Origin of the sequence: Microbispora sp. NPDC088329, from assembly GCF_040685655.1 — a bacterium.
Classification (GTDB): domain Bacteria; phylum Actinomycetota; class Actinomycetes; order Streptosporangiales; family Streptosporangiaceae; genus Microbispora.
This window is the reverse complement of record NZ_JBFBIP010000009.1, coordinates 148,789-166,470: the sequence shown is the minus strand read 5'-3', so window position 1 is coordinate 166,470 and position 17,682 is coordinate 148,789. Positions and strand designations below refer to the sequence as shown.

Sequence of the window (17,682 nt, the reverse complement as noted above, 5' to 3'; positions counted from 1 at the left end):
TAGAGACCATGGCGGGAAGGGCTTCAGGGAAGCCGTCGAAGAAGCAGGGGCCGACCAAGGGCACGGGCGGCAAGGTCAGGCGCTCCCTGGAAGGCAAGGGAGCGACGCCGCCCGCGCACATGCGGCACTGGTACAAGGACAAGGCGCGCGCCGAGCGGATCGAGCGCGAGTCGCGAGGGGGCGGCAGTTCGGCCTCCCGTACGCCGAGCCGTACGCGCAGGGACGACGCCCCTGAGGTCATCGGCGGGCGCAACCCCGTGGTCGAGGCGCTGCGTGCCGGCGTCCCCGCGAGCGCGTTGTACGTGGCGCAGCGGGTCGACAACGACGACCGGGTCCGCGAGGCCATCAAGATCGCGGCTGATCGCGGCATCGCGCTGCTCGAGGTCAGCAGGGACAAGCTCGACCGGCTGACCGAGAGCACGGTGCACCAGGGCATCGGCCTGCAGGTCCCGCCGTACGACTACGCGCACCCCGAGCAGCTCGTGGAGCGGGCCAGGGACGCCGCCGAAGTGCCGTTGATCGTCGCCCTCGACGGCGTCACCGACCCGCGCAACCTCGGCGCCATCGCGCGCTCGGCGACCGCCTTCGGCGCGCACGGCCTGCTCGTTCCGTCGCGCCGTTCCGCGGGCGTCACGGCCGGCGCCTGGAAGACCTCGGCGGGCACCCTCGCGACCCTCCCCGTCGCCCGTGCGTCGAACCTGACGCAGACACTCCAGACGTACCGGGAGGAGGGCCTGTTCGTGGTCGGCCTCGACGGCACCGCCACAGTGGACATCGCCGCCGTCGAGCTCGCGACCGAACCGCTCGTCGTGGTCGTCGGCTCGGAGGGCAAGGGCCTGTCCCGCCTGGTGAGGGAGTCGTGCGACCAGATCGCCCGCATCCCCATGAACGCCGCGGCCGAGTCGCTGAACGCCGGTGTGGCCGCCGGGATCGCCCTCTACGAGGTCGCCCGTCACCGTCGCCGGTGATTTCGCCGTGACGGTGAGGCCCTCGGCCCACTAAACTCGTCTGGTAACAGGCCGCCTTAGCTCAATCGGCAGAGCATCTGTCTTGTAAACAGAAGGTCTGGGGTTCGATTCCCCAAGGCGGCTCCCATGGTCAGGCCCTATCCGGAGATCATCTGGATAGGGCCTGACGATCTTCCGGTAGGAATTCGGTAGATCGTTTTCTTCTTGCCCTCGCGGTACGGCTTCAGCAGCTCGTCCAGCAGGGCCACCGGCGAATGCAGCGAGTAGCCGGCGCGCATCGCCAGCGACTTCTCCCACAGCTTCTGCAGGCCCGCCTTCAGGTCGGCCCGCATACCTTCGGACACGTGGGTGTAGACCCCGCGCATGCCAGGCACCACGTGGCCCATCCGTTCGGCCTGGAGGATCTCCGGTGTGCCGAGCTCGGTCATCCACGTCTTGTGCCCGTGGCGCAGACCGTGGGGGGTGAGGCCCTTCATGATGGGCAGCCACGTCGCGATGCAGACCTCCTCGTCGTCGGGGTCGTAGACCTTGATCCCGCGACCTCGGGGCGGGGAGAACGGCACATCCCAGGCGTCCACGGCGGCACCCGACCCGCGGCACGCCCGGGCGCCCGCCTTGTGCCGGACTACGACGCCGTCCTGCACCTGCTGCTCCGACCCGCAGACCGCGCACCAGGCCGACGTCAGGTTCTTCCCTGTGGGGAGTGCTCCCCACGGCGGCCGCCAGATCCTGCCCGGCCAGTCGCGCCCGTCTCGGCCGAGGTCGACCATCACCGGCCGTGCCGGCCGCGTCGACCGGCTGCGGGCCTTCTCCTCCGGATACCAGCCATCCGCCGCAGGGTCGACGTAGCGGCGGGCGAAGTTGCTGTTGCGTACGTGCCCATAGATGATCGTCTTCTCCGGGCCCTTCGGGCTGCCGGAGCCGAGGAACAGGAACCGCAGGCCGCCGGGGCAAGGCTGCTCGTCGTCGGTTTGCCCCTCGATGCGGACCCCCTTGCAGCAACAGCGCCGGTCGGGGTGGGCCTGCAGTTGACGGGACAACAGGTCAGTCAGGAACGGCGGCAGGTCGATCGTGCGGTGGCTGTCGTCCTTCGGCGGCTGCAGGTAGAAGTGCGCGCCGTGCTCGACCATCTGCCAGTCGATACGGATGGTGGACATACGGACGTAGGCGGGCTGCAGCCCGCGCGACTCAGAGTCGCGGATGCCCGTGTACGCCATCGCGATCATCTCGATGAACTCGTCGTCGCGGCCCGCCAGGATCGCGGTCCGCTCGGCGAACAACAGCGCGTCTAAGGGGCTGGCCCAGACCTTCTCGGCTCGGCGGCCAGCGGTGCCGGCACCCGTACGGCGGCCGCGCTTACGCTGCCGCAGGGCCGGGTTGTTGTCGATCAGCCCCTCGAGCACGGCGTCGCCGAGGATCGTGCACAGCAGGGTCCGAGCCCGGACCGGGATCCCGGTCCGGGCGTAGCCCGCCTTGATCAGGCGCTGCTCCCAGGCGTTGATCTCCGAGGCGGTGATGTCCGACAGGGGCCAGTCGCCCCACTCGGGAAGCAGGTAGGCGTCGGCGAGGTAGTAGTAGTCCGTCCGGGTGCCGAGGCCGAGGTCTTGGGCCGGCCACCACCGGCCGAACCAATCCTTGAAGAGCGTTCCGCTGTCGCGCGGGTCCTTCCATCTCTTGCGGCGGATGTCGGCCTCTTGCTCGTTGGCCCAGTCCTCCGCCTTCTTCTTTGTGGGGAATCGTTGGCCCTCGTCGTCAAACCGGCTGCTGCGGACTTTGCCGGCCGCGTCGGTGTAGAAGGCACGGAAGTACTTACCGTCTTTCTGCGCGTAACCCATCGCCGGTCCTTCGCGTGTGGAGGAGTTGAAGGGGGCGGGGGTGGCCGGCCCCCAGTGCGGCCTGGGAGCCGGTTCCCGTGCTGAGACGCTAAAGCCTCAGCATGCTTCGTCGATCCCGTCTACGTCGGTGATCTGACGCAGGCGGTGGAGCTTCTCGGTCAGCTGGCCGCGGAGGTTCGCAATGGTGATGGCGGTTTCGTTGTCCTTGAGGGCCTGAGCGTGGCCGTCCGCGTGGCCGTCGGTGTATCCCTCGGCGTAGCCGATGGCGCGCCCGCTCGCCATGCCGGTGGCGATGCCCTCGCACCTGCCCTGTGCCTTGCCGATCGCGCGGTAGTGGCACGCGATGGCGACGGCGGCGGAGGCGAGAATGGCGGCCCTGGCGAACTGGGGGATGATGGGCGTCATATGGACCCCTTCCTGGGATCACGGCTTGGAACGTGACACGTCCGGCCTGCGAGGTGGCCGGTTAGTGTCAGACGCCTGCCAGTGGGGTTGGGGTTTACATGTGAAAAAGTTGAGGTTACTGCTAATTCACGCGGTAATTGACAGGGTGCGTTTCGTGATGATCTATGGGTCCGATTGTTCGGAGTTATGGGGATTCGTCCGGTTCGTGTGTGGTTATCTGGAATAGCTCACTGAGCCGGCGCAACCGGTCTTGTCGCATGCGCTGGATCTCCTGCTCTTCTTCGGCGAGCAGCCGCTCGAGTTGCTCGCGCCGCTCAGGTGGCAGTTTCGCCATCAAAGCGTCGATCTGTTCCTGGAGTTTGCGAATCTCAACCGCCAGTCGAGAAGCACCATCAGGGATCACGGCCGCCGACTGAATCTCACGCAGCTTCTCTGCCGCATCTGCGCGGCCGGCTTCCTCGAGTTCCTGTGGGGTAACGCCAGCGACATTGGCCATCTTCGCAACGGTTAGGGCCGGCCCTCGTACGGGGGCGTACTGGCCAGCGCTGACGTTCTGGTAGCCCCTTGTGATCTGGCCCCAGCGTCCGTCGCTGATGCCGACGCGTCGGGCTGCGGCACGGACGGAGATTCCGGCCGCTTTGAGCGCGGCCGTGATCAGGGCACCCTCGGGGGGCGGTGGTGGTCGCTCGCTCATACGGCATACCTTCGCACACCTTCACCTACCTGTCTAGAAATCGGATAGAGGATGCGCAGGTCAAGGCACTTGTAGGCGTCCAAAAGTCCTCGAAACGTGCGAACCTGCTCGCCGAAGGTAGTAGTCGCGTCCGCGCCTCAGATGTGGCGCGATCAGATAGTGGGCGTGTTTCCGCAGGCGAACCGCTACGCAGCCAGAACTCCCATAGCGTTAACTTCTACCTGCGGAGAGTGAAGGTATGAAAAGGTAGTAGAAAGGTATTGAACCTTCGCAGACCTTCACACTACCTTTACTGCCATGAACACCCCCGCAACGACGCGGAACCGGCCCAAGCGGAACCGGCCCAAGGTGCTCGACCACGAGCCTGTCGCCGTCACGTACGCCAGGAGAGCTGCGGGACTGACCAAGACCGCGCTCGCGAAGCGCATCGGCAGGAGTCTCAGCCTCATCTCTGAGATCGAGGCGGGCCGCCGCAACGCCACCCCCGAAGTGCTCCGCCTCATGGCCGAGGCGTTGAACTGCCCGATCGTCGTGCTCCAGCGCAAGCGGGAGCCGTGATGATCGCGCCGCTTCTGAACAAGCACCAGCTCGCCGAGATCCTCGGCAAACCGGTGACGTACGTGGAGGAGAACTGCGCCGCCCGACGCTGGCCCTTCACCCGGGCCGGCCGCGAATACCGGTTCACCGAGGAGCAGGCGCAGCGCATCATCGCCAGCCTCGCCGTGGAACCACAGAAGCCCGCGCCGGCTCACGCGCCCCGTAACGCCCGGGCTCGGAAGTCGACGAGTGCTGGTAGCTCAACGTCGACAGCTCTGGCCGTCCCGCAGGGCAACCCGTCTCGGAGCCGCCTCTACCGCCAGGCAGGTGCCGTATGAGCACCGTGACCGACCTGATCGTCTCCCTTGCTCTCCGCTGGGAGCACCTGGACCCGGACCACCCGTCCGAGCGGGCGCGCGAGGTCGTCGAGCGCGGCGGCCGCCGGGCCGAGCCGACGCCGGGCCGCTGACCCCGGAAACCAGCGAGGTCCCCACCGGGTGCACGGCGAGGACCTCGAAGACCCACCAACAGATCCCGATGAGAACGGAAGGAGTGGTGGATCAGTGACCACCACCGTACCGGAGCAGGGCGACACCGCCCAGGCGCCGGACCCCCGCGAGGGGTACATCAAGGGCCTGGAGGCCCTCGCCCAGCTGCTGCGCGAGCACCCCGAGCTGCCCTTGCCGTACGACGGCCGCGGCGAGACGCACACCGCGGCCATCTTCATCAAGGGCGAGGCGCCCCTGGAGCAGGTGCTGCGCTACATCCAGGCGATGGATGAGCCGCCGACCCTGCGAGTCGAGAGCGGAACCAACCACGACCTGCGCATCATCGGCCGGATCCGCGGCTTCCACGTCGAGCTCTACACCGCGGCGAGGAAGGTCTGCGAAAGGGCCGTGACGAGCCGGATCACCGGCCCGGACGACCGGGTGCTCCACGAGGTCGCCGAGTGGCGGATCCCCGCCGCGCTCCTGGACGCGGTCGGCCAGACCGAGGGCGAGGTGTCCCGTGGCTGAGCTCAACCCGCGCGAGATGCGCATCGCCGAGGAGACCGTGAGCGCGATCGACTTCATGTCGCGCATGATCGGCGCGATCGAGGACGGCAACTGGCGCTACGCCGCCGACAAGCTGGGCCAGCTCGACCGCACGTTGGAGACGCTGAGCAAGCAGCTTGCCCGGAAGGACTACCAGGCCGCCGGGCCCGGGGTCGCGGCGTACGTCGCGCGAGAGTCCCAGCACTACCGGATCGGTCGCGCGCTGTACGGTCGCCCGGCAGAGGACGCCAAGCGGCGCCGCGATCTCTTCGGCGAGATCGACTCGCTCATGCACGGCCAGGCCGAGGGGCGGGCTGCCCGTGACTGAGCAGCGGATCACGCTCGACGACCTGGCGGTGCAGCTCGACGCGATCGCGGTCTGGGCCCGCAGCCTGGCGATCGAGGCCGAGACGCCCCGCGTGCCGATCGAGCTTGGCGACAACGTCTGCGACCGGCTCGACGCGATCGGCAAGGAGCTGGCCGGCCTGGCCCGGGACGTCGCGAAGGCTGATCAGGTCATCAGCGAGTGGCATCCCCTCCGGCCCTTCCTCCACGCGAACGAGCCCTGGGGCGCGCGGGCGCACGGCTCGGACCGGGACAAGTGGGGCAAGCGCCTGTCCACCGTCCTGTCTCTGCGGCAGATCCTCTGGCTCGCCTCCGACGACCTGCCCTGGCGTGACGAGCAGCCCGGCATCCCGTACCTCGAAGGGCTGCAGGGTCTGCCCGGCCTGGAGGAGTGGGAGTCGCCCCGGGCAGCGCGCCGGCGGGAGGCCGAGCGGCAGGCCGCGATCCAGAAGCAGGCGCTGCAGGAGCACTGCGACAGCTGCAAGGCGGAGCCCGGGCGGCAGTGCGTCACGCGGAACGGCCGCGTCGCGGAGATGTTCCACCGGCCCCGCATCGTCGCGGCGACCGCGACGGTCGACGAGCAGAAGGAGGCGCTGTGACGATCGACAGCCGACTGTGGCACGGCGGCGTTCCCGGCCTCCAGCCGGGCGATCTGTTGCTGCCGCCCGGTCAGACCGGCATCACGACCAGCAGCCAGATACTGGCCGCGCTCGGATTCGACCCCCACGAGAACGGCGTCGAGCCCGACCGCATGCGCACCGACCGGGTGTACCTCACCCGAGACCGAGAGTTCGCCCGCGCCTACGCCGCGACCTGGACCGCCAAGGCGCGGCACGGCTTCCGCATCGGCTGCGGCGCGCTGTACGTCGCACGCCCGATCGGCGAGTCCTGGCCCGATCCGGACCTGCCCGGGTGCGTCGAGTGCGAGCGTGCCGAGGTGGTAGCGGTCTACGACGCCGCGGTGACCATGCCCTGGCCGAAGGCGGAGCGGCGCCTCCTCTCCTATGTCGGGAGCGCGCGGTGACGGCCCGGATCGACTACATCCTGGGCCTGGGCATCCTCGCTGGCCTTTACGACGCTCACCCCTCGCTGCCGACGGGCTGGCGCAGCCAAGAGATCGACCTGCACCAGTACGGGATCAACGCGATGCCGGCGGCTGAGCAGATCGGCCTGGCCCTGGCCGTCATCGAGCAGATGGACGCGCCCGAGATCACCTTCCAGTTCAACCGCACCGTCACCAGCGCCTGGTTGCACGTGTCCGGTCGGCTGGCCGGGCTCCCTGTGACGGTCCGGATGCTGGCCGACGACGTGTGCGAGCGGCGGCCGGAGGCGAAGCGGAAGCGTGACCGGTGGGAGTTGCCGCCGGAGATCGTCGCCGCCGTGAAGGCGCGCATCGAGCAGAGCGAGGGCGAGGTGGCCCGTGGCTGAACTCAACATCCCCGCCGGGCCGCTCGATGAGGAGCCTCTCCGCGCGATCCAACAAGCCGAGGGAGAGACGCTCGCCTCGTCCAACACCCAGGCGCTCACTGAGGCCCTGGCCGGAGTTGAGCTCGGCACCTGGGACGCTGAGCTGCTGTCCGCGCTGCGGACGTGGCCACGGTCCACGGTGGCGACGATCTGCTCCTGGCTGCACCGGGTGCGCACCGCGGCCGCGCCCGGCGACGACGCGATCATCCTGGACCCACCGGCGGAGCTGGGCCTGTCCTGGGCGGACGGCGGGGACCTCCTCGCCATCTGCGACGGGGCGATCGTCCTGTACCCGCGCGGCTGCGACACCTACGTCATGGACGGCCCTGAGGCGAGGGAGTGGGCCGCGCAGTTGGCCGGGATGGCCGAGGTGCTGCCGGGCGTCGTGGCAGATGGGCAGGTGCGCGATGCCTGACCTGCGTCTCATGGTCCACAGCCTCGACGCCGCGGCTCGGCACGAGGTCCGCTTCGACATCACCAGCGAACTCGTGCTGGAGACCAAGCCGGGCGTGTCCCGCCCGTTCCGGATGCTCGCCACCCGCCTGCGCCTGAGCTGGTCCTGGCACACCAGCGGCCGGCACGTCGGTGAGTGGCACCTGTTCTGGATGTTCCACGGCCACCGCTACCGCACGACCACCGGCGACTGGTCGCCCCACGAGAAGGGCTTCATGGGCGACCGGGAGATCGACCTCCCGGACTGGGTGCTGCCCCTGATCGAGGCCAACGCCCCGATGGCTCCGCCGGTGGTGATCGTCGATCCAATGGACGACGAGCCGGAGTGCCGGATCTGCGGCTGCACGGAAAACGAGGGATGCCCGGGCGGCTGCGTCTGGGTCCCCGACCCCGAGGGGAAGGGGGAGATCTGCTCGGCGCACTTCATCACCGCTGAGACGCTCGTCGACCAGCAGATCGTGCGCTGCGTCGAGTGGAACGACGGCGATCCGGTCCGGATCCTCCGCGTACAGCTGGTGGCCGGGCCGGACGGCGAGACCTTCGTGCGTTACCAGGACGTCGCCGCCCAGCACCCGGCGATCGGCGAGCTCGTCGACCGTCACCACCTCGTCATCCCGGCCGGGGGTGTCCGGTGACCGCTTCCGAGTCCACGTGTGCTGAGGCCGGAAAGGCCAAGGGGGATGAGCCGGCGACGTTCGCTGACCTCTCTCGTGGCCAGTACGCCCAGATCTGGGACAGCTCCCTGAAGACCTGGTCGCCCGTCGCGCTGCTGCTGGACAACCCGGTTGCATGCTGCTCGGACCGGATGAGTGTGTGGGTCCAGCCGACGGCGGAGGGCCGGCCGGTGAAGTGGCACCGCCGCGGCGGCTGCCGGGCGCGCGTCGTCCCTTCGCCGGGGGCGGCCGCGGCGGACCGGTCGCTGGCCGATTTGATCCGCGAGTCCGGCCTGCCCCTGCCCACGGACCTCAGCGGGCTGCCCGGCTTGACGTGGCACATCACACGGCCGCTCGCCACCGACCGGGGGGTCTACACGCTCGGTCAGCTCGCCGAGCTGTCCGACGACGAGATCCGGCAGATCTCGGGCATCGGCGAGCGCCGCCTGGCCAAGCTCAAGGACGCCGTGCGGGAGGCGACCGCAGGATGAAGCGTTCCCCGATGCCCCCTCGCCGCCACCCGATGTCGCGCGGCAAGCCGCCGGAGCGGCGGGCGCCGATCGGCGTGGGCGACCCGAACGGCAGCCGGAAGGGCGGGAAGGCGAAGGCCTCCCGCCCGGCCGGGCCGTCGGCGGCGGTCGTGGCCGCTGTACGGCGCCGCTCCGGCGGGCTGTGCGAGGTCGGCCTGGAGTGCGGCGGTACCGCGGCCGCGGTCGAGCGGGCGCACCGCACAGCCAAGGGGGCTGGGGGTCCGGGGAGCAAGGGTCGGGCGGCCTCCAACTCGCCGTCGAATCTGCTCGACGTCTGCCGGCGGGATCACGTCCGTCTCGATAGGACGAAGGTCACCGGCTCGTACGTCGACGGCTTCAAGATCCGTCACGGTGTCGCCCGGCCGCACGAGATCCCGGTCCTGCACAACAAGCACGGCTGGGTGCTGCTCGACGACCACGGCGGGTGGCGCTACGCCCCCGTCGCGGCCGTCACCGATGGCCTGCTGCCGGTCGTGCAGATGGCAGTCGAGGAGTACACGCGCGACGTCGCCGGCGAACTGGTGCGGGCGCTGCACCGGTACGGCCACCTCGACTGCGGCGGCTGGTCCTTCGACGTCGACGACTTCCTGTCGAACGTCAGCGGCGCGCTCCTGAACTGCGCGTGCGGTGCGGAGCCGTTCGTCGTGACGCTCCTGGAGGCGGAATGACCGTCCCTTCAGAAGAGATGCAGGAGCGCTCCCGCCTGGTCATGGAGGCGCTCGCCGCCGCCATCGGCCGCGATACGGCGGGCGTGGACGACGCCATGAACGCCCTCGCTGAGAAGGGGTGGAGCGCCCTGTACGGCGCGGTGCTGGCCTTCGGCACGGCTGTGCAGAAGGTGTGCCAGCTGGAGCCAGCCGACGGCCAGCTCATGGGCGTTCTGGTCGTCAACGCCGCCACCGGCGAACGGGGCTCGCTCGAAGACATCGGGCTGGGTCCGGAGCTGGAAGCCGCCATACGGATCTTCCTGGCGTGGGGCAACGGCGACACCGAGATGGCGACGGGCATCTTCTACGACGCCGTGAAGCGCGGCGCCGGCCACGACGTCATCTCGGCCGCCCTGGCCTGGGCAAGCCATCTCATCCGCGCAGAACTCCAGCGCAAGGAGGCGGAATGCCCCTGACTCCTCGGCAGCGTGAGGTCCTCGGCGCGATCGCCCAGCGCCTCACCAGCCGCCCGTACCCGCCGACGCGGGAGGAGATCTGCGCCCTGACCGGCCACTCCAGCACGGCCACGCTCGACCATCACCTCGCCCGGCTGGAGGCCGCCGGCTACCTCGCCCGCGACCCCCACGCCCCGCGGGGGCTGCGCCTGCTCGTCCCCGGTTTCCAGGTCGTCCCGGTCGTCCGCTGCGAGGTGCACGGCCAGGACATGCCCGCCGACCACACCTGCCCCAGCACGAAAGAAGACCACGATGGCTAAGGCCACCACCTCTCTCACCCTGACCACCCTGGCGGCGCTGTCCTTGACGTTCGCCGCCGCGTGCGCCGACGACGGCCCGGAGGTGAGCGCGGACTGCGTCGTGAAGCAGGCCGACGGCACCTACAAGCAGGTCGACGACGACCTCTGCGACGACGATGACCACCACCACGGCGGTGGTGGGTCGTTCATCTGGATCTACGGGGGCTCCCACAGCAGCAACGGCCGCATCACCGGCGGGACGTTCACCCGGCCGGCGAACGCGAACATCACGACCAGTTCCGGCAAGGTCATCTCCCGCGGTGGTTTCGGCGGCCGCGCCGGGGGCGGCTCCTGATGCGCCGCGTGACGGGCCAGGCCCGGCCGGGCTGGCAGCAGACGATCGAGGCCCAGGGCCTCGGGTTCCACCGCAACGTGCCCCAGGGTTCCGGCGGCCGGCCGTACTGGGACGAGTCCGTGCACTACTCCTTCACCCTGGCGGAGGTCGAAGACCTCGAGCTGGTGGTCGACGAGCTGCACGGCATGTGCCTGAAGGCGGTCGACCACGTCGTGAAGGCCACGAAGTTCGGCGCGTACGGCATCCCCGAGTGGCTGTGGAAGCCCATCACCCGCTCCTGGGAGCGGCGGGACCCGCACGTGTTCGGCCGGTTCGACCTGTGCTTCGACGGCGCCGGGCACGCCAAGCTGCTGGAGTACAACGCCGACACCCCCACCTCGCTGGTCGAGTCCGCCGTCGTGCAGTGGCACTGGAAGCAGGACGTCCACCCGGGCGCGGACCAGTGGAACAGCATCCACGAGGCGCTGATCGCCCGCTGGCGGCAGTTCCTTCCCGCCGCCGGGGTGCTGCACTTGGCGCACACCAACACCGACACCTCCGGCGAGGACGCCCTCAACGTCGCCTACATGGCCGATGTCGCCGCCCAGGCCGGGATCAAGCCCTGCCAGATGGCGATGGAAGACATCGGGTCCGATGGCCGCGCCTTCTACGACCTCGACGACCGCCCGATCGAGCACCTGTTCAAGCTCTACCCCTGGGAATGGATCGTCTCCGAGGAGTTCGGCCCCGCCGCGGTCGCCGCCCAGGTCAACCGCCCGTGGGTCGAGCCGCTGTGGAAGATGCTCCTGTCGAACAAGGCGCTGCTCGCCGTGCTGTGGGAGCTGTACCCGGACCACCCGAACCTGCTGCCCGCCTACCTCGACAGCCCGCGCGGCATGGTCTCGTACGTCGCCAAGCCACTGCTCGGCCGTGAAGGCGCCGGCATGCGGATCATCCAGCCGGGCCAGGTCATCGAGACTGCCGGCCCGTACGGCGCGGAGGGCTACCTGTTCCAGGAGTTCTGGCCGCTGCCGGACTTCGACGGCTGGCACCCGGTGCTCGGCGCCTGGGTCGTCGGCGACGTCGCGGCCGGGCTCGGCATCCGGGAGACCTCCGGCCTGATCACCGACGACTCCTCATCCTTCGTCCCCCACGTGATTGAGGGCTGAGCCGTGGAGATCCGCCTGGTCGGCACCGAGGAGCAGGTCGCGGACGCCGTGCGCCAGATCCAGGCCGTGTTCACGGTCGTGAAGCACTCCAAGCCTCGGCCCTCGAAGAAGAACCCGGAGCACGTGCGGGTCTACCTGATCACCCGCATCTGACCAGTGTTGTCCCGCTGCTCCTCGGGGTTGAGCAGCGGGACCCCGAACCACCTCTTATCCCCACTCCTGATCGGAGACCAGATGTCCAGCCCCACCAATCAGCGCGATCAGCTCGTCGTCCTGCCGCTGCGCCTGTCGTACGGCACCTCCGTCGTCGGCCTGTTCCGTAAGGCGGCCGACGCCGAACTGTCCCGCGCCGACACGGAGATCGCCACCCGCCGTACCGCGATCGCCAAGATCCAGGCCGAGATCGACGGCTGGGAGCGCTACGGCGCCGAGATCCGCCAGGCGGTCGCCGACATCGAGGCCAACGCCGTCCAGCGGCCGGTGTCCCAGCTCGGTGCGACCGCCAAGTGCGGGCCGTGCGGGGCCCAGCTGGTGCGGGGCATGAACGGGTGGGTGCACGCCGGGCGGGAGCTGGTCGACACCGGGCACCTGTGCTACTCGGCCCGGCCGGACTCGCCGGTGGCCACGCCGGAGGGGGAGCTGTCGCCGGACCCGGACCGCGCGCTGGCGCGGCCGAACGCGGCGTACGACGAGCAGGACGCCGCCGAGCGGGGGCGGTCATGAGCTTCTTCGCCCGTCACAACGGCCGGCACGTCCGGCGCGGCTCGTACACCGGCTGGGCGATCGCCGCACGGGCCTGCCGTGACGCCGCGGCGCACCCGGTGGTTAACCCGCACATCGCCCGCCCGGTCCTGGCCCGTCGCCCGTACGAGGCCCCCAGGAGCGCGGCATGAGCCGCCCCCGGAGCGCCCGCGGCGAGCTCATCCCCATCCCGGCGATCCAAGAGCAGCAGGCCGAGGCCGCCGCCGCCCGGCTTCGCGGCGGCCGTGAGGCCGGGCCGGAAAGCGCTCCGCTGACCGACTGGCCGTACGACGCGGACCGGGACGACCCGCTGACCGCGCTGCGCATCCCCGTCACCAGCGCGTATCCCCGCTGGCGCTACACCGTGGCGTTCGACCGAGAGTCCGAGGTCCGACCGACCGACATGGAGGCCGCCCAGCTCGCCTCGTTCATCGAGGAGCACCGGGAGCACTGGTTCAACGAGACCTACAAGGCGAAGCTGTCGGAGCGGCCGTTCGACACGGACACCGTCACCCGCGTCTTCCACAAGTGGGCCGACAACGACTGGTCGTACCGGGTCGCCACCTGGGAGCACGGCCCGTTCTGGGTCCCGGTGTTCCCTTGCCTGCGCGGCACCCACCTCGACGACAGGCCCAATTGGAAGGCGCCGATGACGCTCGTTGAGGTCATGGACCGCATCTTCACCTTCAGCGACGGCCCGATGAAGCGCTGGCTGGAGTGGAAGGCCGCCCACCCCGAGGTCTTCCCGCCCGTCGGGCAGCAGAGCGGGGGCGGTCGTGACTGAGCCCATGACCGACGAGCGCCTCACCCGGCCCGCGCTGGCACGCCACTCCTACGAGACCCCCACGACGACGAGGACCTGCTGATGACCAGCCCCCAGAACACGAGCCAGTTCGACCCCCTGCTGCTCCTCGCCGATGCCATGGGCGCCGGTGGGCCGTCCGCCTCGATCGAGCGCATGGAGGCCCAGGGCCAGCGTGAGCTGGTCAACTCCGAGGTCATCCCGACCGAAATCCAGGGCGGCGAGGACGAGCTGACCAAGCTGGGATTCCAGCTCGGCGAGCAGGTCAAGGACGACCCGCTCTTCCGGAGGACCGTCCTGCCGGAGGGCTGGAAACGGGAGCCCTCGGACCACTCGATGTGGTCGTACATTGTCGACGAGCTGGGCCGCCGCCGCGTCGCGATGTTCTACAAGGCCGCCTGGTACGACCGCCGGGCCGACCTGTCGATCACCACCGTGCACGGCTACGTCTCCGACTGCCTCGACCACGACACGGCCCCGATCCTGGACGACTCGTGGGCGACCAGGGAGGCCGTCCTCGCCGCACTTGACTCCATCCACAAGTACGAGCAGGAGCGTGTGGAGCAGTGGTCCGGCCACGCCGAGGACTACGCCCGAGAGTACGAGCGGGAGGCGCGGGAGAAGCTCGCCAAGATCGAAGCGCTGCGGGCCGAGCTGAGCGGCGGAGAGACGGCGGCGGTGGCTGGTGGCTGAGCTCGACCAGGCCCCGGCCGCGACTGGCCCGTCGCCGACGGAGCGCGCGGCCGCGGAGGTGCCGCAGTACGTGTCGGCCCTGTCGGCGTCGGCGATCGTCGCGCTGATGGGGCTCACGACCCTCGCGACCGACTCCGTCGTCGCCTTGCTCGCGATGACCCTGATCGCCGCCGTGGGGGGCTGGTGGGGCTTCGTCGTCGGCGGCCGACGGGCCAGCGCGCGGGTGGAGCGCCGGGTGCGCGCGGCCGACGCGGAGACGGCCCGGCTGCGGGAGGAGACCCGCCGCCAGGCGGCCGATCTGCTGCGGGTCGGCCTTGAGATCGAGGCCTTGGCAGATGAGTGCGACCGCAGGGCGCCGACGGTGCCAGCCTGGTGCGCGCAGCGGCTACGTGGCCTGTTGTCGATCCGGATGGAGAACGTCCGGTGACGGGATACCTGGAGTTGCTCGCCGCGGTGGCGGTGGTGTTCGCCGCCGCCGTGGTACTGATCGTGATCGTCTTCCACCTGTGGGGCCGGTGGGACGCCCGCCGCCGGCGGCGCCGTACGGCGGAGATCCGGGCCCGGTTTAACGCGATCGTGGCCGAGGACCTGCACGATGTCTTCGCCGACGAGGACCTGTGATGTACGGCTCACGGGTCTGGCTGTGGCTGTCCACGAAGCGGCAGCTGGTGAACGAGACGGACCGGCTGGAGAAGGCGCTGTGCAAGACCGACGCCGAGCTCGCGCGGACGCGGATCGCGCTGAAGCGGGAGCGGGAGGCGGCGCTGGCGCGTCGCCTCCCGGCGGACCTGGCGGCCGACGCCGACGCCGCGGTGGCGGGCCGGGAGGGCGGTCCGGTCGTCGACGACCTCCGTACGGCGGCCGCCGCGGTCCGGGCCGGCCTGCCCGGTATCCCGGCGGATGTGACTGCCCCGTGGGCGGACTGGCTGGACGACCACGCCGCCGAGCACCTGGCCCGCGAGTGCATGTGGGCCCCTGACATCTGCCCGGCTGCTCGTACGGCCCGAGCCCTGCGACGGGAGGTGAAGCCGAGTGACGGCGACCGTGCGTCGGGCGGATCCGGTTCCGTATCCGCCGGTTGAGATGGCGCGACCGGCCTGCCGGTCGATGGATCCGGAGATGTTCTTCCCGCTGTCGGGCATGTCTACGGCGGCGCCGCGCGCCGTGTGCGCGTCTTGCTCCGTGAGGGCCGAGTGCCTGGAATACGGCCTTGCCTACGACGTGCATGGCATCTGGGGCGGCACCAGCTACCCAGAGCGGAAGGCGATCCGCAAGGCGCGCGGGATCCAGGCCCTCCCGGTCTTCTTTCATGGCCCTGTCGGCAGTGAGCGGCCGAAGCCGCGGCCTCGCCGCCCGGAGGTCGCGTTCCCACCGCCGGCCAACCGGTACGACCCAGCGGACGCGGATCAGGTCGCCTCGTCGGTGCCTCCTGAGCAGCGGCCGTTGTCGGAGTACGACCCCCGGCAACTCCAGATTGTCCGGCTCGACCCGCCCGCCGCCGAGGACATCCCGCCCACGCCGTCGTCCGACCGTGCGCTCTCGCCGGCGATCCGCCGCACCAGCGCAGCGGCCACGCCGCCGCAGGAGCCCCCGGCGGCACGCTCGCCGCGACCGGTGACGAAGGTGGTCTCGCTGCCCGAGCCATCGACGGTGCCGCAGGACGTGGTTGTTTCCTCGGCCGTGGTCGAGGTCATCCCGCCCGCGCCGGCGGCGTCGGCCACCGTTCGAAAGCGTTCGAAACCGTCCGCAGGCGTCCGGCAGCGTTCGGAATCATCCGGCCACGTCCGGAACGAGCCGGAGCTATCCGAGGAGGCCGCTCCCGCCCGCCCAGCCGAGCCCGCTGCCAACGAGGTGGTCGACGAGACCGCCGCAGCTGACGAGACGCTCGTGGCGGAGGAGCCGATGAAGCGCTGCCCCCGCTGCCGTGACCCCAAGCCGCACGCCGAGTTCTACCCGTCCGCCGATACCGCGGATGGCCTGTCGATCTGGTGCCGGGCCTGCTTCCGGGCGGTCCGCTCGTGACCGCCGACGAACTCCTCGAGAAGGACTTCCTGATGTCCCGGTGGAACGGCCCCGCGCGCCGCGGCGCGGCGAAGGAGCTGCGTGAGCGGAAGCGCGAGGAGGCGATCGCGCGGAACCTGCGGACGGTGTTTGAGCGGACCGCACGCTTCCGTCGACAGCTCGCCGCCCTCGAGGACCCGAGGACGAGCCGATGAGCGACGCTAAGACCGAGCCGCTCAACCTCCAGGTGAAGGCCGCGCGCCTGGCTGCCGGGTTCACGCAGCGCCGGGCCGCCGATGAGTTCGGCTGCTCGCAGGCGTTCATCCACCAGCTGGAGGACGGCACCGCCCGAATCCTCCCGCGCCGCCTCGGTGATCTCGTGGCCATCTACGGCATGCGCTTGGTGCCGGTGGACGCGGCGGCGGCCGACGAGCTGGCCAGCACGCTGATCGCCCTGCGCGCGCAGTGGGAGGCCCGCCGACGGGCGTACGAGGCCCGAGTGGATTCGGCTGACCTACCCGCAGCTCGTGACAGGGCCATCGAGAGCGCGCTGAGCCAGGTCGTTCAGGAGTTGGACCGGGTGCTCGACGCCCTGGGGGCGGCCCGTGGGTAAGCGTCCGCTCCTGCGCATCGACGTGGCGGCCCGCGAGGCGTGGTACGGCGGAGAGCTGGTCAGGCTCAGCTACACGGGGTTTTCCGTCCTGGCCTACCTTGCGTCGCCGCCTGGGGTGGTCCGTAGCAAGGCTGACATCTACCGCGCCGCCTGGCAGACCGATTGGACCCCGGCGGCGGGCGAGACGGTCCAGGAGCACATCCGGGTGATCAGGCGGGCGCTGGACGACCGGCAGCGGGCGATCATCCGGACGGTGTACGGCGCCGGGTACCGGCTGGAGCCAGCAGCGCTCGAGGAGCCGCCGGAGTCGCCCGCTGTACGGAGCATGGTCGAGCTGCTTCACGCCACGGCCGCCAGTCTGCAGGGGCATATCGAGGCTCGGGCCCGGGAGATCGCCGCCCCGCTCATCGAGGAGGCCCGCCGCGCGGCGGACGAGCGGGCGGCGGCCGCGGAGCGCGCGCTCGCCAACGAACGGCAGCGGCGGGAGGACCTGGCGGCCGAGTTCCGCCGGCAGGTCGCCGCGCTGGAGCGGCAGGTCCGCCAGCGGAGGGGGGCCGCCGATGCCTGACCAGTTCGCCGCGATGCGTGAAGGCCTGCGCCTGGCCCTCCAGGCTGCGGTTCCTCTGGAGGTCATGGCGCTGGCCGGCGCCACGGACGAGCAGCGCCGCACAGCCGCCGCCGGGGCGTCCCGGACGATCGGCGAGCACGGCGACCAGTTGATGTTCGGTGGGCGGCGCGCGGCCGACGCGTTCGCGGCCGTCGCCCGCGGCCTGGCCGTCCTCGCCTACCAACCCGGCGGCGTCACCTTCCACGGCCTGCACTTCTGCACCGACCACGCCGCTTGCGAGACGGCCGCCCAGGCCGTACGGCAGGGCGCCCGTGCCTGAGCGGACCGCGAAGACCAGCCCGGCCGACGCGAGCGGCCGGGCCTGCATGCAGTGGCGCGGCTCGGAGGCGCGCCACTGCGGGGCGACGGAGGGCGTCCGCCTGTACGTCGTCGGCTTCCG

The 17,682-nt window shown here is 70.5% G+C and carries 33 protein-coding genes and 1 tRNA gene; 31 read left to right on the top strand and 3 right to left on the bottom strand.

Annotation, left to right across the window (positions count from 1 at the left end):
* Positions 1-8: 8 nt before the first annotated feature.
* Positions 9-968 carry a 23S rRNA (guanosine(2251)-2'-O)-methyltransferase RlmB gene (gene rlmB, locus AB0O28_RS19265; protein ID WP_363641887.1) on the top strand — a complete coding sequence of 320 codons (960 nt, stop codon included), beginning with the start codon at positions 9-11 and terminating at the stop codon, positions 966-968.
* A 50-nt stretch (positions 969-1,018) separates the two neighbouring features.
* Positions 1,019-1,091: transfer RNA gene (locus AB0O28_RS19260), tRNA-Thr, on the top strand.
* 14 nt (positions 1,092-1,105) lie between these two features.
* On the opposite strand, the gene AB0O28_RS19255 is transcribed toward AB0O28_RS19260, so the two are convergent.
* The 3 genes from AB0O28_RS19255 to AB0O28_RS19245 form a co-directional block, all read right to left on the bottom strand.
* Positions 1,106-2,803 (bottom strand): hypothetical protein, encoded by a 1,698-nt coding sequence (locus AB0O28_RS19255; RefSeq protein ID WP_363641885.1) that lies wholly within the window; start codon positions 2,801-2,803, stop codon positions 1,106-1,108.
* Positions 2,804-2,899: 96 nt separating this feature from the next.
* Entirely contained in the window at positions 2,900-3,208 is a 309-nt protein-coding gene (locus tag AB0O28_RS19250) for a hypothetical protein (protein WP_363641883.1), read from the bottom strand.
* Between the two features lie 184 nt (positions 3,209-3,392).
* Complete coding sequence (locus tag AB0O28_RS19245) at positions 3,393-3,902, bottom strand: hypothetical protein (protein WP_363641881.1); 510 nt, start codon at positions 3,900-3,902, stop codon at positions 3,393-3,395.
* 297 nt (positions 3,903-4,199) lie between these two features.
* Between AB0O28_RS19245 and AB0O28_RS19240 the strand changes: the two genes are divergently transcribed.
* The 29 genes from AB0O28_RS19240 to AB0O28_RS19100 all read left to right on the top strand — a co-directional run bounded on the left by AB0O28_RS19240 (position 4,200) and on the right by AB0O28_RS19100 (position 17,562).
* Positions 4,200-4,460 carry a helix-turn-helix transcriptional regulator gene (locus AB0O28_RS19240; protein WP_363641879.1) on the top strand — a complete coding sequence of 87 codons (261 nt, stop codon included), beginning with the start codon at positions 4,200-4,202 and terminating at the stop codon, positions 4,458-4,460.
* Positions 4,460-4,777: a hypothetical protein gene (locus AB0O28_RS19235; protein WP_363641877.1), complete on the top strand. Its 318-nt coding sequence runs from the start codon at positions 4,460-4,462 to the stop codon at positions 4,775-4,777. The genes AB0O28_RS19240 and AB0O28_RS19235 overlap by 1 nt, the downstream gene beginning before the upstream one ends.
* Positions 4,774-4,908 (top strand): hypothetical protein, encoded by a 135-nt coding sequence (locus AB0O28_RS19230; protein WP_363641875.1) that lies wholly within the window; start codon positions 4,774-4,776, stop codon positions 4,906-4,908. The genes AB0O28_RS19235 and AB0O28_RS19230 overlap by 4 nt, the downstream gene beginning before the upstream one ends.
* A 94-nt stretch (positions 4,909-5,002) precedes the next feature.
* A complete protein-coding gene (locus tag AB0O28_RS19225; protein ID WP_363641873.1) occupies positions 5,003-5,455 on the top strand; it encodes a hypothetical protein in 453 nt (150 codons plus the stop codon).
* Positions 5,448-5,801 (top strand): hypothetical protein, encoded by a 354-nt coding sequence (locus AB0O28_RS19220; RefSeq protein ID WP_363641871.1) that lies wholly within the window; start codon positions 5,448-5,450, stop codon positions 5,799-5,801. Before AB0O28_RS19225 ends, AB0O28_RS19220 begins: the two co-directional genes overlap by 8 nt.
* The gene (locus AB0O28_RS19215) at positions 5,794-6,417 is read left to right on the top strand and encodes a hypothetical protein (RefSeq protein ID WP_363641869.1); all 624 of its coding nucleotides are present in this window, start codon (positions 5,794-5,796) and stop codon (positions 6,415-6,417) included. Before AB0O28_RS19220 ends, AB0O28_RS19215 begins: the two co-directional genes overlap by 8 nt.
* Positions 6,414-6,842, top strand: coding sequence for a hypothetical protein (locus AB0O28_RS19210; RefSeq protein WP_363641867.1), 429 nt, complete (start codon positions 6,414-6,416; stop codon positions 6,840-6,842). The genes AB0O28_RS19215 and AB0O28_RS19210 overlap by 4 nt, the downstream gene beginning before the upstream one ends.
* Complete coding sequence (locus AB0O28_RS19205) at positions 6,839-7,246, top strand: hypothetical protein (protein ID WP_363641865.1); 408 nt, start codon at positions 6,839-6,841, stop codon at positions 7,244-7,246. Before AB0O28_RS19210 ends, AB0O28_RS19205 begins: the two co-directional genes overlap by 4 nt.
* Complete coding sequence (locus AB0O28_RS19200) at positions 7,239-7,700, top strand: hypothetical protein (protein WP_363641863.1); 462 nt, start codon at positions 7,239-7,241, stop codon at positions 7,698-7,700. Before AB0O28_RS19205 ends, AB0O28_RS19200 begins: the two co-directional genes overlap by 8 nt.
* Entirely contained in the window at positions 7,693-8,373 is a 681-nt protein-coding gene (locus AB0O28_RS19195) for a hypothetical protein (RefSeq protein ID WP_363641861.1), read from the top strand. The genes AB0O28_RS19200 and AB0O28_RS19195 overlap by 8 nt, the downstream gene beginning before the upstream one ends.
* Positions 8,370-8,882 (top strand): helix-hairpin-helix domain-containing protein, encoded by a 513-nt coding sequence (locus AB0O28_RS19190; protein WP_363641859.1) that lies wholly within the window; start codon positions 8,370-8,372, stop codon positions 8,880-8,882. The genes AB0O28_RS19195 and AB0O28_RS19190 overlap by 4 nt, the downstream gene beginning before the upstream one ends.
* Positions 8,879-9,589 (top strand): hypothetical protein, encoded by a 711-nt coding sequence (locus AB0O28_RS19185; RefSeq protein WP_363641857.1) that lies wholly within the window; start codon positions 8,879-8,881, stop codon positions 9,587-9,589. The genes AB0O28_RS19190 and AB0O28_RS19185 overlap by 4 nt, the downstream gene beginning before the upstream one ends.
* Entirely contained in the window at positions 9,586-10,044 is a 459-nt protein-coding gene (locus AB0O28_RS19180; RefSeq protein ID WP_363641855.1) for a hypothetical protein, read from the top strand. Before AB0O28_RS19185 ends, AB0O28_RS19180 begins: the two co-directional genes overlap by 4 nt.
* Positions 10,035-10,343 (top strand): hypothetical protein, encoded by a 309-nt coding sequence (locus AB0O28_RS19175; protein ID WP_363641853.1) that lies wholly within the window; start codon positions 10,035-10,037, stop codon positions 10,341-10,343. Before AB0O28_RS19180 ends, AB0O28_RS19175 begins: the two co-directional genes overlap by 10 nt.
* Complete coding sequence (locus AB0O28_RS19170; RefSeq protein ID WP_363641851.1) at positions 10,336-10,677, top strand: hypothetical protein; 342 nt, start codon at positions 10,336-10,338, stop codon at positions 10,675-10,677. The genes AB0O28_RS19175 and AB0O28_RS19170 overlap by 8 nt, the downstream gene beginning before the upstream one ends.
* Complete coding sequence (locus AB0O28_RS19165) at positions 10,677-11,825, top strand: glutathionylspermidine synthase family protein (protein WP_363641849.1); 1,149 nt, start codon at positions 10,677-10,679, stop codon at positions 11,823-11,825. The genes AB0O28_RS19170 and AB0O28_RS19165 overlap by 1 nt, the downstream gene beginning before the upstream one ends.
* Positions 11,826-11,828: 3 nt before the next feature.
* Positions 11,829-11,978: a hypothetical protein gene (locus AB0O28_RS19160; protein WP_363641847.1), complete on the top strand. Its 150-nt coding sequence runs from the start codon at positions 11,829-11,831 to the stop codon at positions 11,976-11,978.
* 81 nt (positions 11,979-12,059) lie between these two features.
* A complete protein-coding gene (locus tag AB0O28_RS19155) occupies positions 12,060-12,548 on the top strand; it encodes a hypothetical protein (RefSeq protein ID WP_363641845.1) in 489 nt (162 codons plus the stop codon).
* The gene (locus AB0O28_RS19150) at positions 12,545-12,718 is read left to right on the top strand and encodes a hypothetical protein (protein ID WP_363641843.1); all 174 of its coding nucleotides are present in this window, start codon (positions 12,545-12,547) and stop codon (positions 12,716-12,718) included. The genes AB0O28_RS19155 and AB0O28_RS19150 overlap by 4 nt, the downstream gene beginning before the upstream one ends.
* Positions 12,715-13,350 carry a hypothetical protein gene (locus AB0O28_RS19145; protein WP_363641841.1) on the top strand — a complete coding sequence of 212 codons (636 nt, stop codon included), beginning with the start codon at positions 12,715-12,717 and terminating at the stop codon, positions 13,348-13,350. Before AB0O28_RS19150 ends, AB0O28_RS19145 begins: the two co-directional genes overlap by 4 nt.
* Positions 13,351-13,431: 81 nt before the next feature.
* Entirely contained in the window at positions 13,432-14,061 is a 630-nt protein-coding gene (locus tag AB0O28_RS19140) for a hypothetical protein (protein WP_363641839.1), read from the top strand.
* Positions 14,054-14,488 carry a hypothetical protein gene (locus AB0O28_RS19135; RefSeq protein WP_363641837.1) on the top strand — a complete coding sequence of 145 codons (435 nt, stop codon included), beginning with the start codon at positions 14,054-14,056 and terminating at the stop codon, positions 14,486-14,488. The genes AB0O28_RS19140 and AB0O28_RS19135 overlap by 8 nt, the downstream gene beginning before the upstream one ends.
* Positions 14,485-14,682 carry a hypothetical protein gene (locus AB0O28_RS19130; protein WP_363641835.1) on the top strand — a complete coding sequence of 66 codons (198 nt, stop codon included), beginning with the start codon at positions 14,485-14,487 and terminating at the stop codon, positions 14,680-14,682. Before AB0O28_RS19135 ends, AB0O28_RS19130 begins: the two co-directional genes overlap by 4 nt.
* Complete coding sequence (locus AB0O28_RS19125) at positions 14,682-15,143, top strand: hypothetical protein (RefSeq protein ID WP_363641833.1); 462 nt, start codon at positions 14,682-14,684, stop codon at positions 15,141-15,143. The genes AB0O28_RS19130 and AB0O28_RS19125 overlap by 1 nt, the downstream gene beginning before the upstream one ends.
* The gene (locus AB0O28_RS19120) at positions 15,094-16,083 is read left to right on the top strand and encodes a WhiB family transcriptional regulator (protein WP_363641831.1); all 990 of its coding nucleotides are present in this window, start codon (positions 15,094-15,096) and stop codon (positions 16,081-16,083) included. The genes AB0O28_RS19125 and AB0O28_RS19120 overlap by 50 nt, the downstream gene beginning before the upstream one ends.
* Complete coding sequence (locus tag AB0O28_RS19115; RefSeq protein WP_363641829.1) at positions 16,080-16,277, top strand: hypothetical protein; 198 nt, start codon at positions 16,080-16,082, stop codon at positions 16,275-16,277. The genes AB0O28_RS19120 and AB0O28_RS19115 overlap by 4 nt, the downstream gene beginning before the upstream one ends.
* Positions 16,274-16,675 carry a helix-turn-helix transcriptional regulator gene (locus tag AB0O28_RS19110; protein ID WP_363641827.1) on the top strand — a complete coding sequence of 134 codons (402 nt, stop codon included), beginning with the start codon at positions 16,274-16,276 and terminating at the stop codon, positions 16,673-16,675. Before AB0O28_RS19115 ends, AB0O28_RS19110 begins: the two co-directional genes overlap by 4 nt.
* Positions 16,668-17,243 (top strand): winged helix-turn-helix domain-containing protein, encoded by a 576-nt coding sequence (locus AB0O28_RS19105; RefSeq protein ID WP_363641825.1) that lies wholly within the window; start codon positions 16,668-16,670, stop codon positions 17,241-17,243. Before AB0O28_RS19110 ends, AB0O28_RS19105 begins: the two co-directional genes overlap by 8 nt.
* Positions 17,236-17,562 carry a hypothetical protein gene (locus AB0O28_RS19100; protein WP_363641823.1) on the top strand — a complete coding sequence of 109 codons (327 nt, stop codon included), beginning with the start codon at positions 17,236-17,238 and terminating at the stop codon, positions 17,560-17,562. The genes AB0O28_RS19105 and AB0O28_RS19100 overlap by 8 nt, the downstream gene beginning before the upstream one ends.
* Positions 17,563-17,682 lie beyond the last annotated feature (120 nt).

What these genes read in the sequence shown, in the direction of transcription:
- rlmB (WP_363641887.1), top strand. Translation starts at nt 9, where the DNA reads ATGGCGGGAAGGGCTTCAGGGAAGCCGTCGAAGAAGCAGGGGCCGACC.
- AB0O28_RS19255 (WP_363641885.1), bottom strand. Translation starts at nt 2,803, where the DNA reads ATGGGTTACGCGCAGAAAGACGGTAAGTACTTCCGTGCCTTCTACACC.
- AB0O28_RS19250 (WP_363641883.1), bottom strand. Translation starts at nt 3,208, where the DNA reads ATGACGCCCATCATCCCCCAGTTCGCCAGGGCCGCCATTCTCGCCTCC.
- AB0O28_RS19245 (WP_363641881.1), bottom strand. Translation starts at nt 3,902, where the DNA reads ATGAGCGAGCGACCACCACCGCCCCCCGAGGGTGCCCTGATCACGGCC.
- AB0O28_RS19240 (WP_363641879.1), top strand. Translation starts at nt 4,200, where the DNA reads ATGAACACCCCCGCAACGACGCGGAACCGGCCCAAGCGGAACCGGCCC.
- AB0O28_RS19235 (WP_363641877.1), top strand. Translation starts at nt 4,460, where the DNA reads ATGATCGCGCCGCTTCTGAACAAGCACCAGCTCGCCGAGATCCTCGGC.
- AB0O28_RS19230 (WP_363641875.1), top strand. Translation starts at nt 4,774, where the DNA reads ATGAGCACCGTGACCGACCTGATCGTCTCCCTTGCTCTCCGCTGGGAG.
- AB0O28_RS19195 (WP_363641861.1), top strand. Translation starts at nt 7,693, where the DNA reads ATGCCTGACCTGCGTCTCATGGTCCACAGCCTCGACGCCGCGGCTCGG.
- AB0O28_RS19185 (WP_363641857.1), top strand. Translation starts at nt 8,879, where the DNA reads ATGAAGCGTTCCCCGATGCCCCCTCGCCGCCACCCGATGTCGCGCGGC.
- AB0O28_RS19180 (WP_363641855.1), top strand. Translation starts at nt 9,586, where the DNA reads ATGACCGTCCCTTCAGAAGAGATGCAGGAGCGCTCCCGCCTGGTCATG.
- AB0O28_RS19175 (WP_363641853.1), top strand. Translation starts at nt 10,035, where the DNA reads ATGCCCCTGACTCCTCGGCAGCGTGAGGTCCTCGGCGCGATCGCCCAG.
- AB0O28_RS19170 (WP_363641851.1), top strand. Translation starts at nt 10,336, where the DNA reads ATGGCTAAGGCCACCACCTCTCTCACCCTGACCACCCTGGCGGCGCTG.
- AB0O28_RS19165 (WP_363641849.1), top strand. Translation starts at nt 10,677, where the DNA reads ATGCGCCGCGTGACGGGCCAGGCCCGGCCGGGCTGGCAGCAGACGATC.
- AB0O28_RS19155 (WP_363641845.1), top strand. Translation starts at nt 12,060, where the DNA reads ATGTCCAGCCCCACCAATCAGCGCGATCAGCTCGTCGTCCTGCCGCTG.
- AB0O28_RS19150 (WP_363641843.1), top strand. Translation starts at nt 12,545, where the DNA reads ATGAGCTTCTTCGCCCGTCACAACGGCCGGCACGTCCGGCGCGGCTCG.
- AB0O28_RS19145 (WP_363641841.1), top strand. Translation starts at nt 12,715, where the DNA reads ATGAGCCGCCCCCGGAGCGCCCGCGGCGAGCTCATCCCCATCCCGGCG.
- AB0O28_RS19140 (WP_363641839.1), top strand. Translation starts at nt 13,432, where the DNA reads ATGACCAGCCCCCAGAACACGAGCCAGTTCGACCCCCTGCTGCTCCTC.
- AB0O28_RS19125 (WP_363641833.1), top strand. Translation starts at nt 14,682, where the DNA reads ATGTACGGCTCACGGGTCTGGCTGTGGCTGTCCACGAAGCGGCAGCTG.
- AB0O28_RS19110 (WP_363641827.1), top strand. Translation starts at nt 16,274, where the DNA reads ATGAGCGACGCTAAGACCGAGCCGCTCAACCTCCAGGTGAAGGCCGCG.
- AB0O28_RS19100 (WP_363641823.1), top strand. Translation starts at nt 17,236, where the DNA reads ATGCCTGACCAGTTCGCCGCGATGCGTGAAGGCCTGCGCCTGGCCCTC.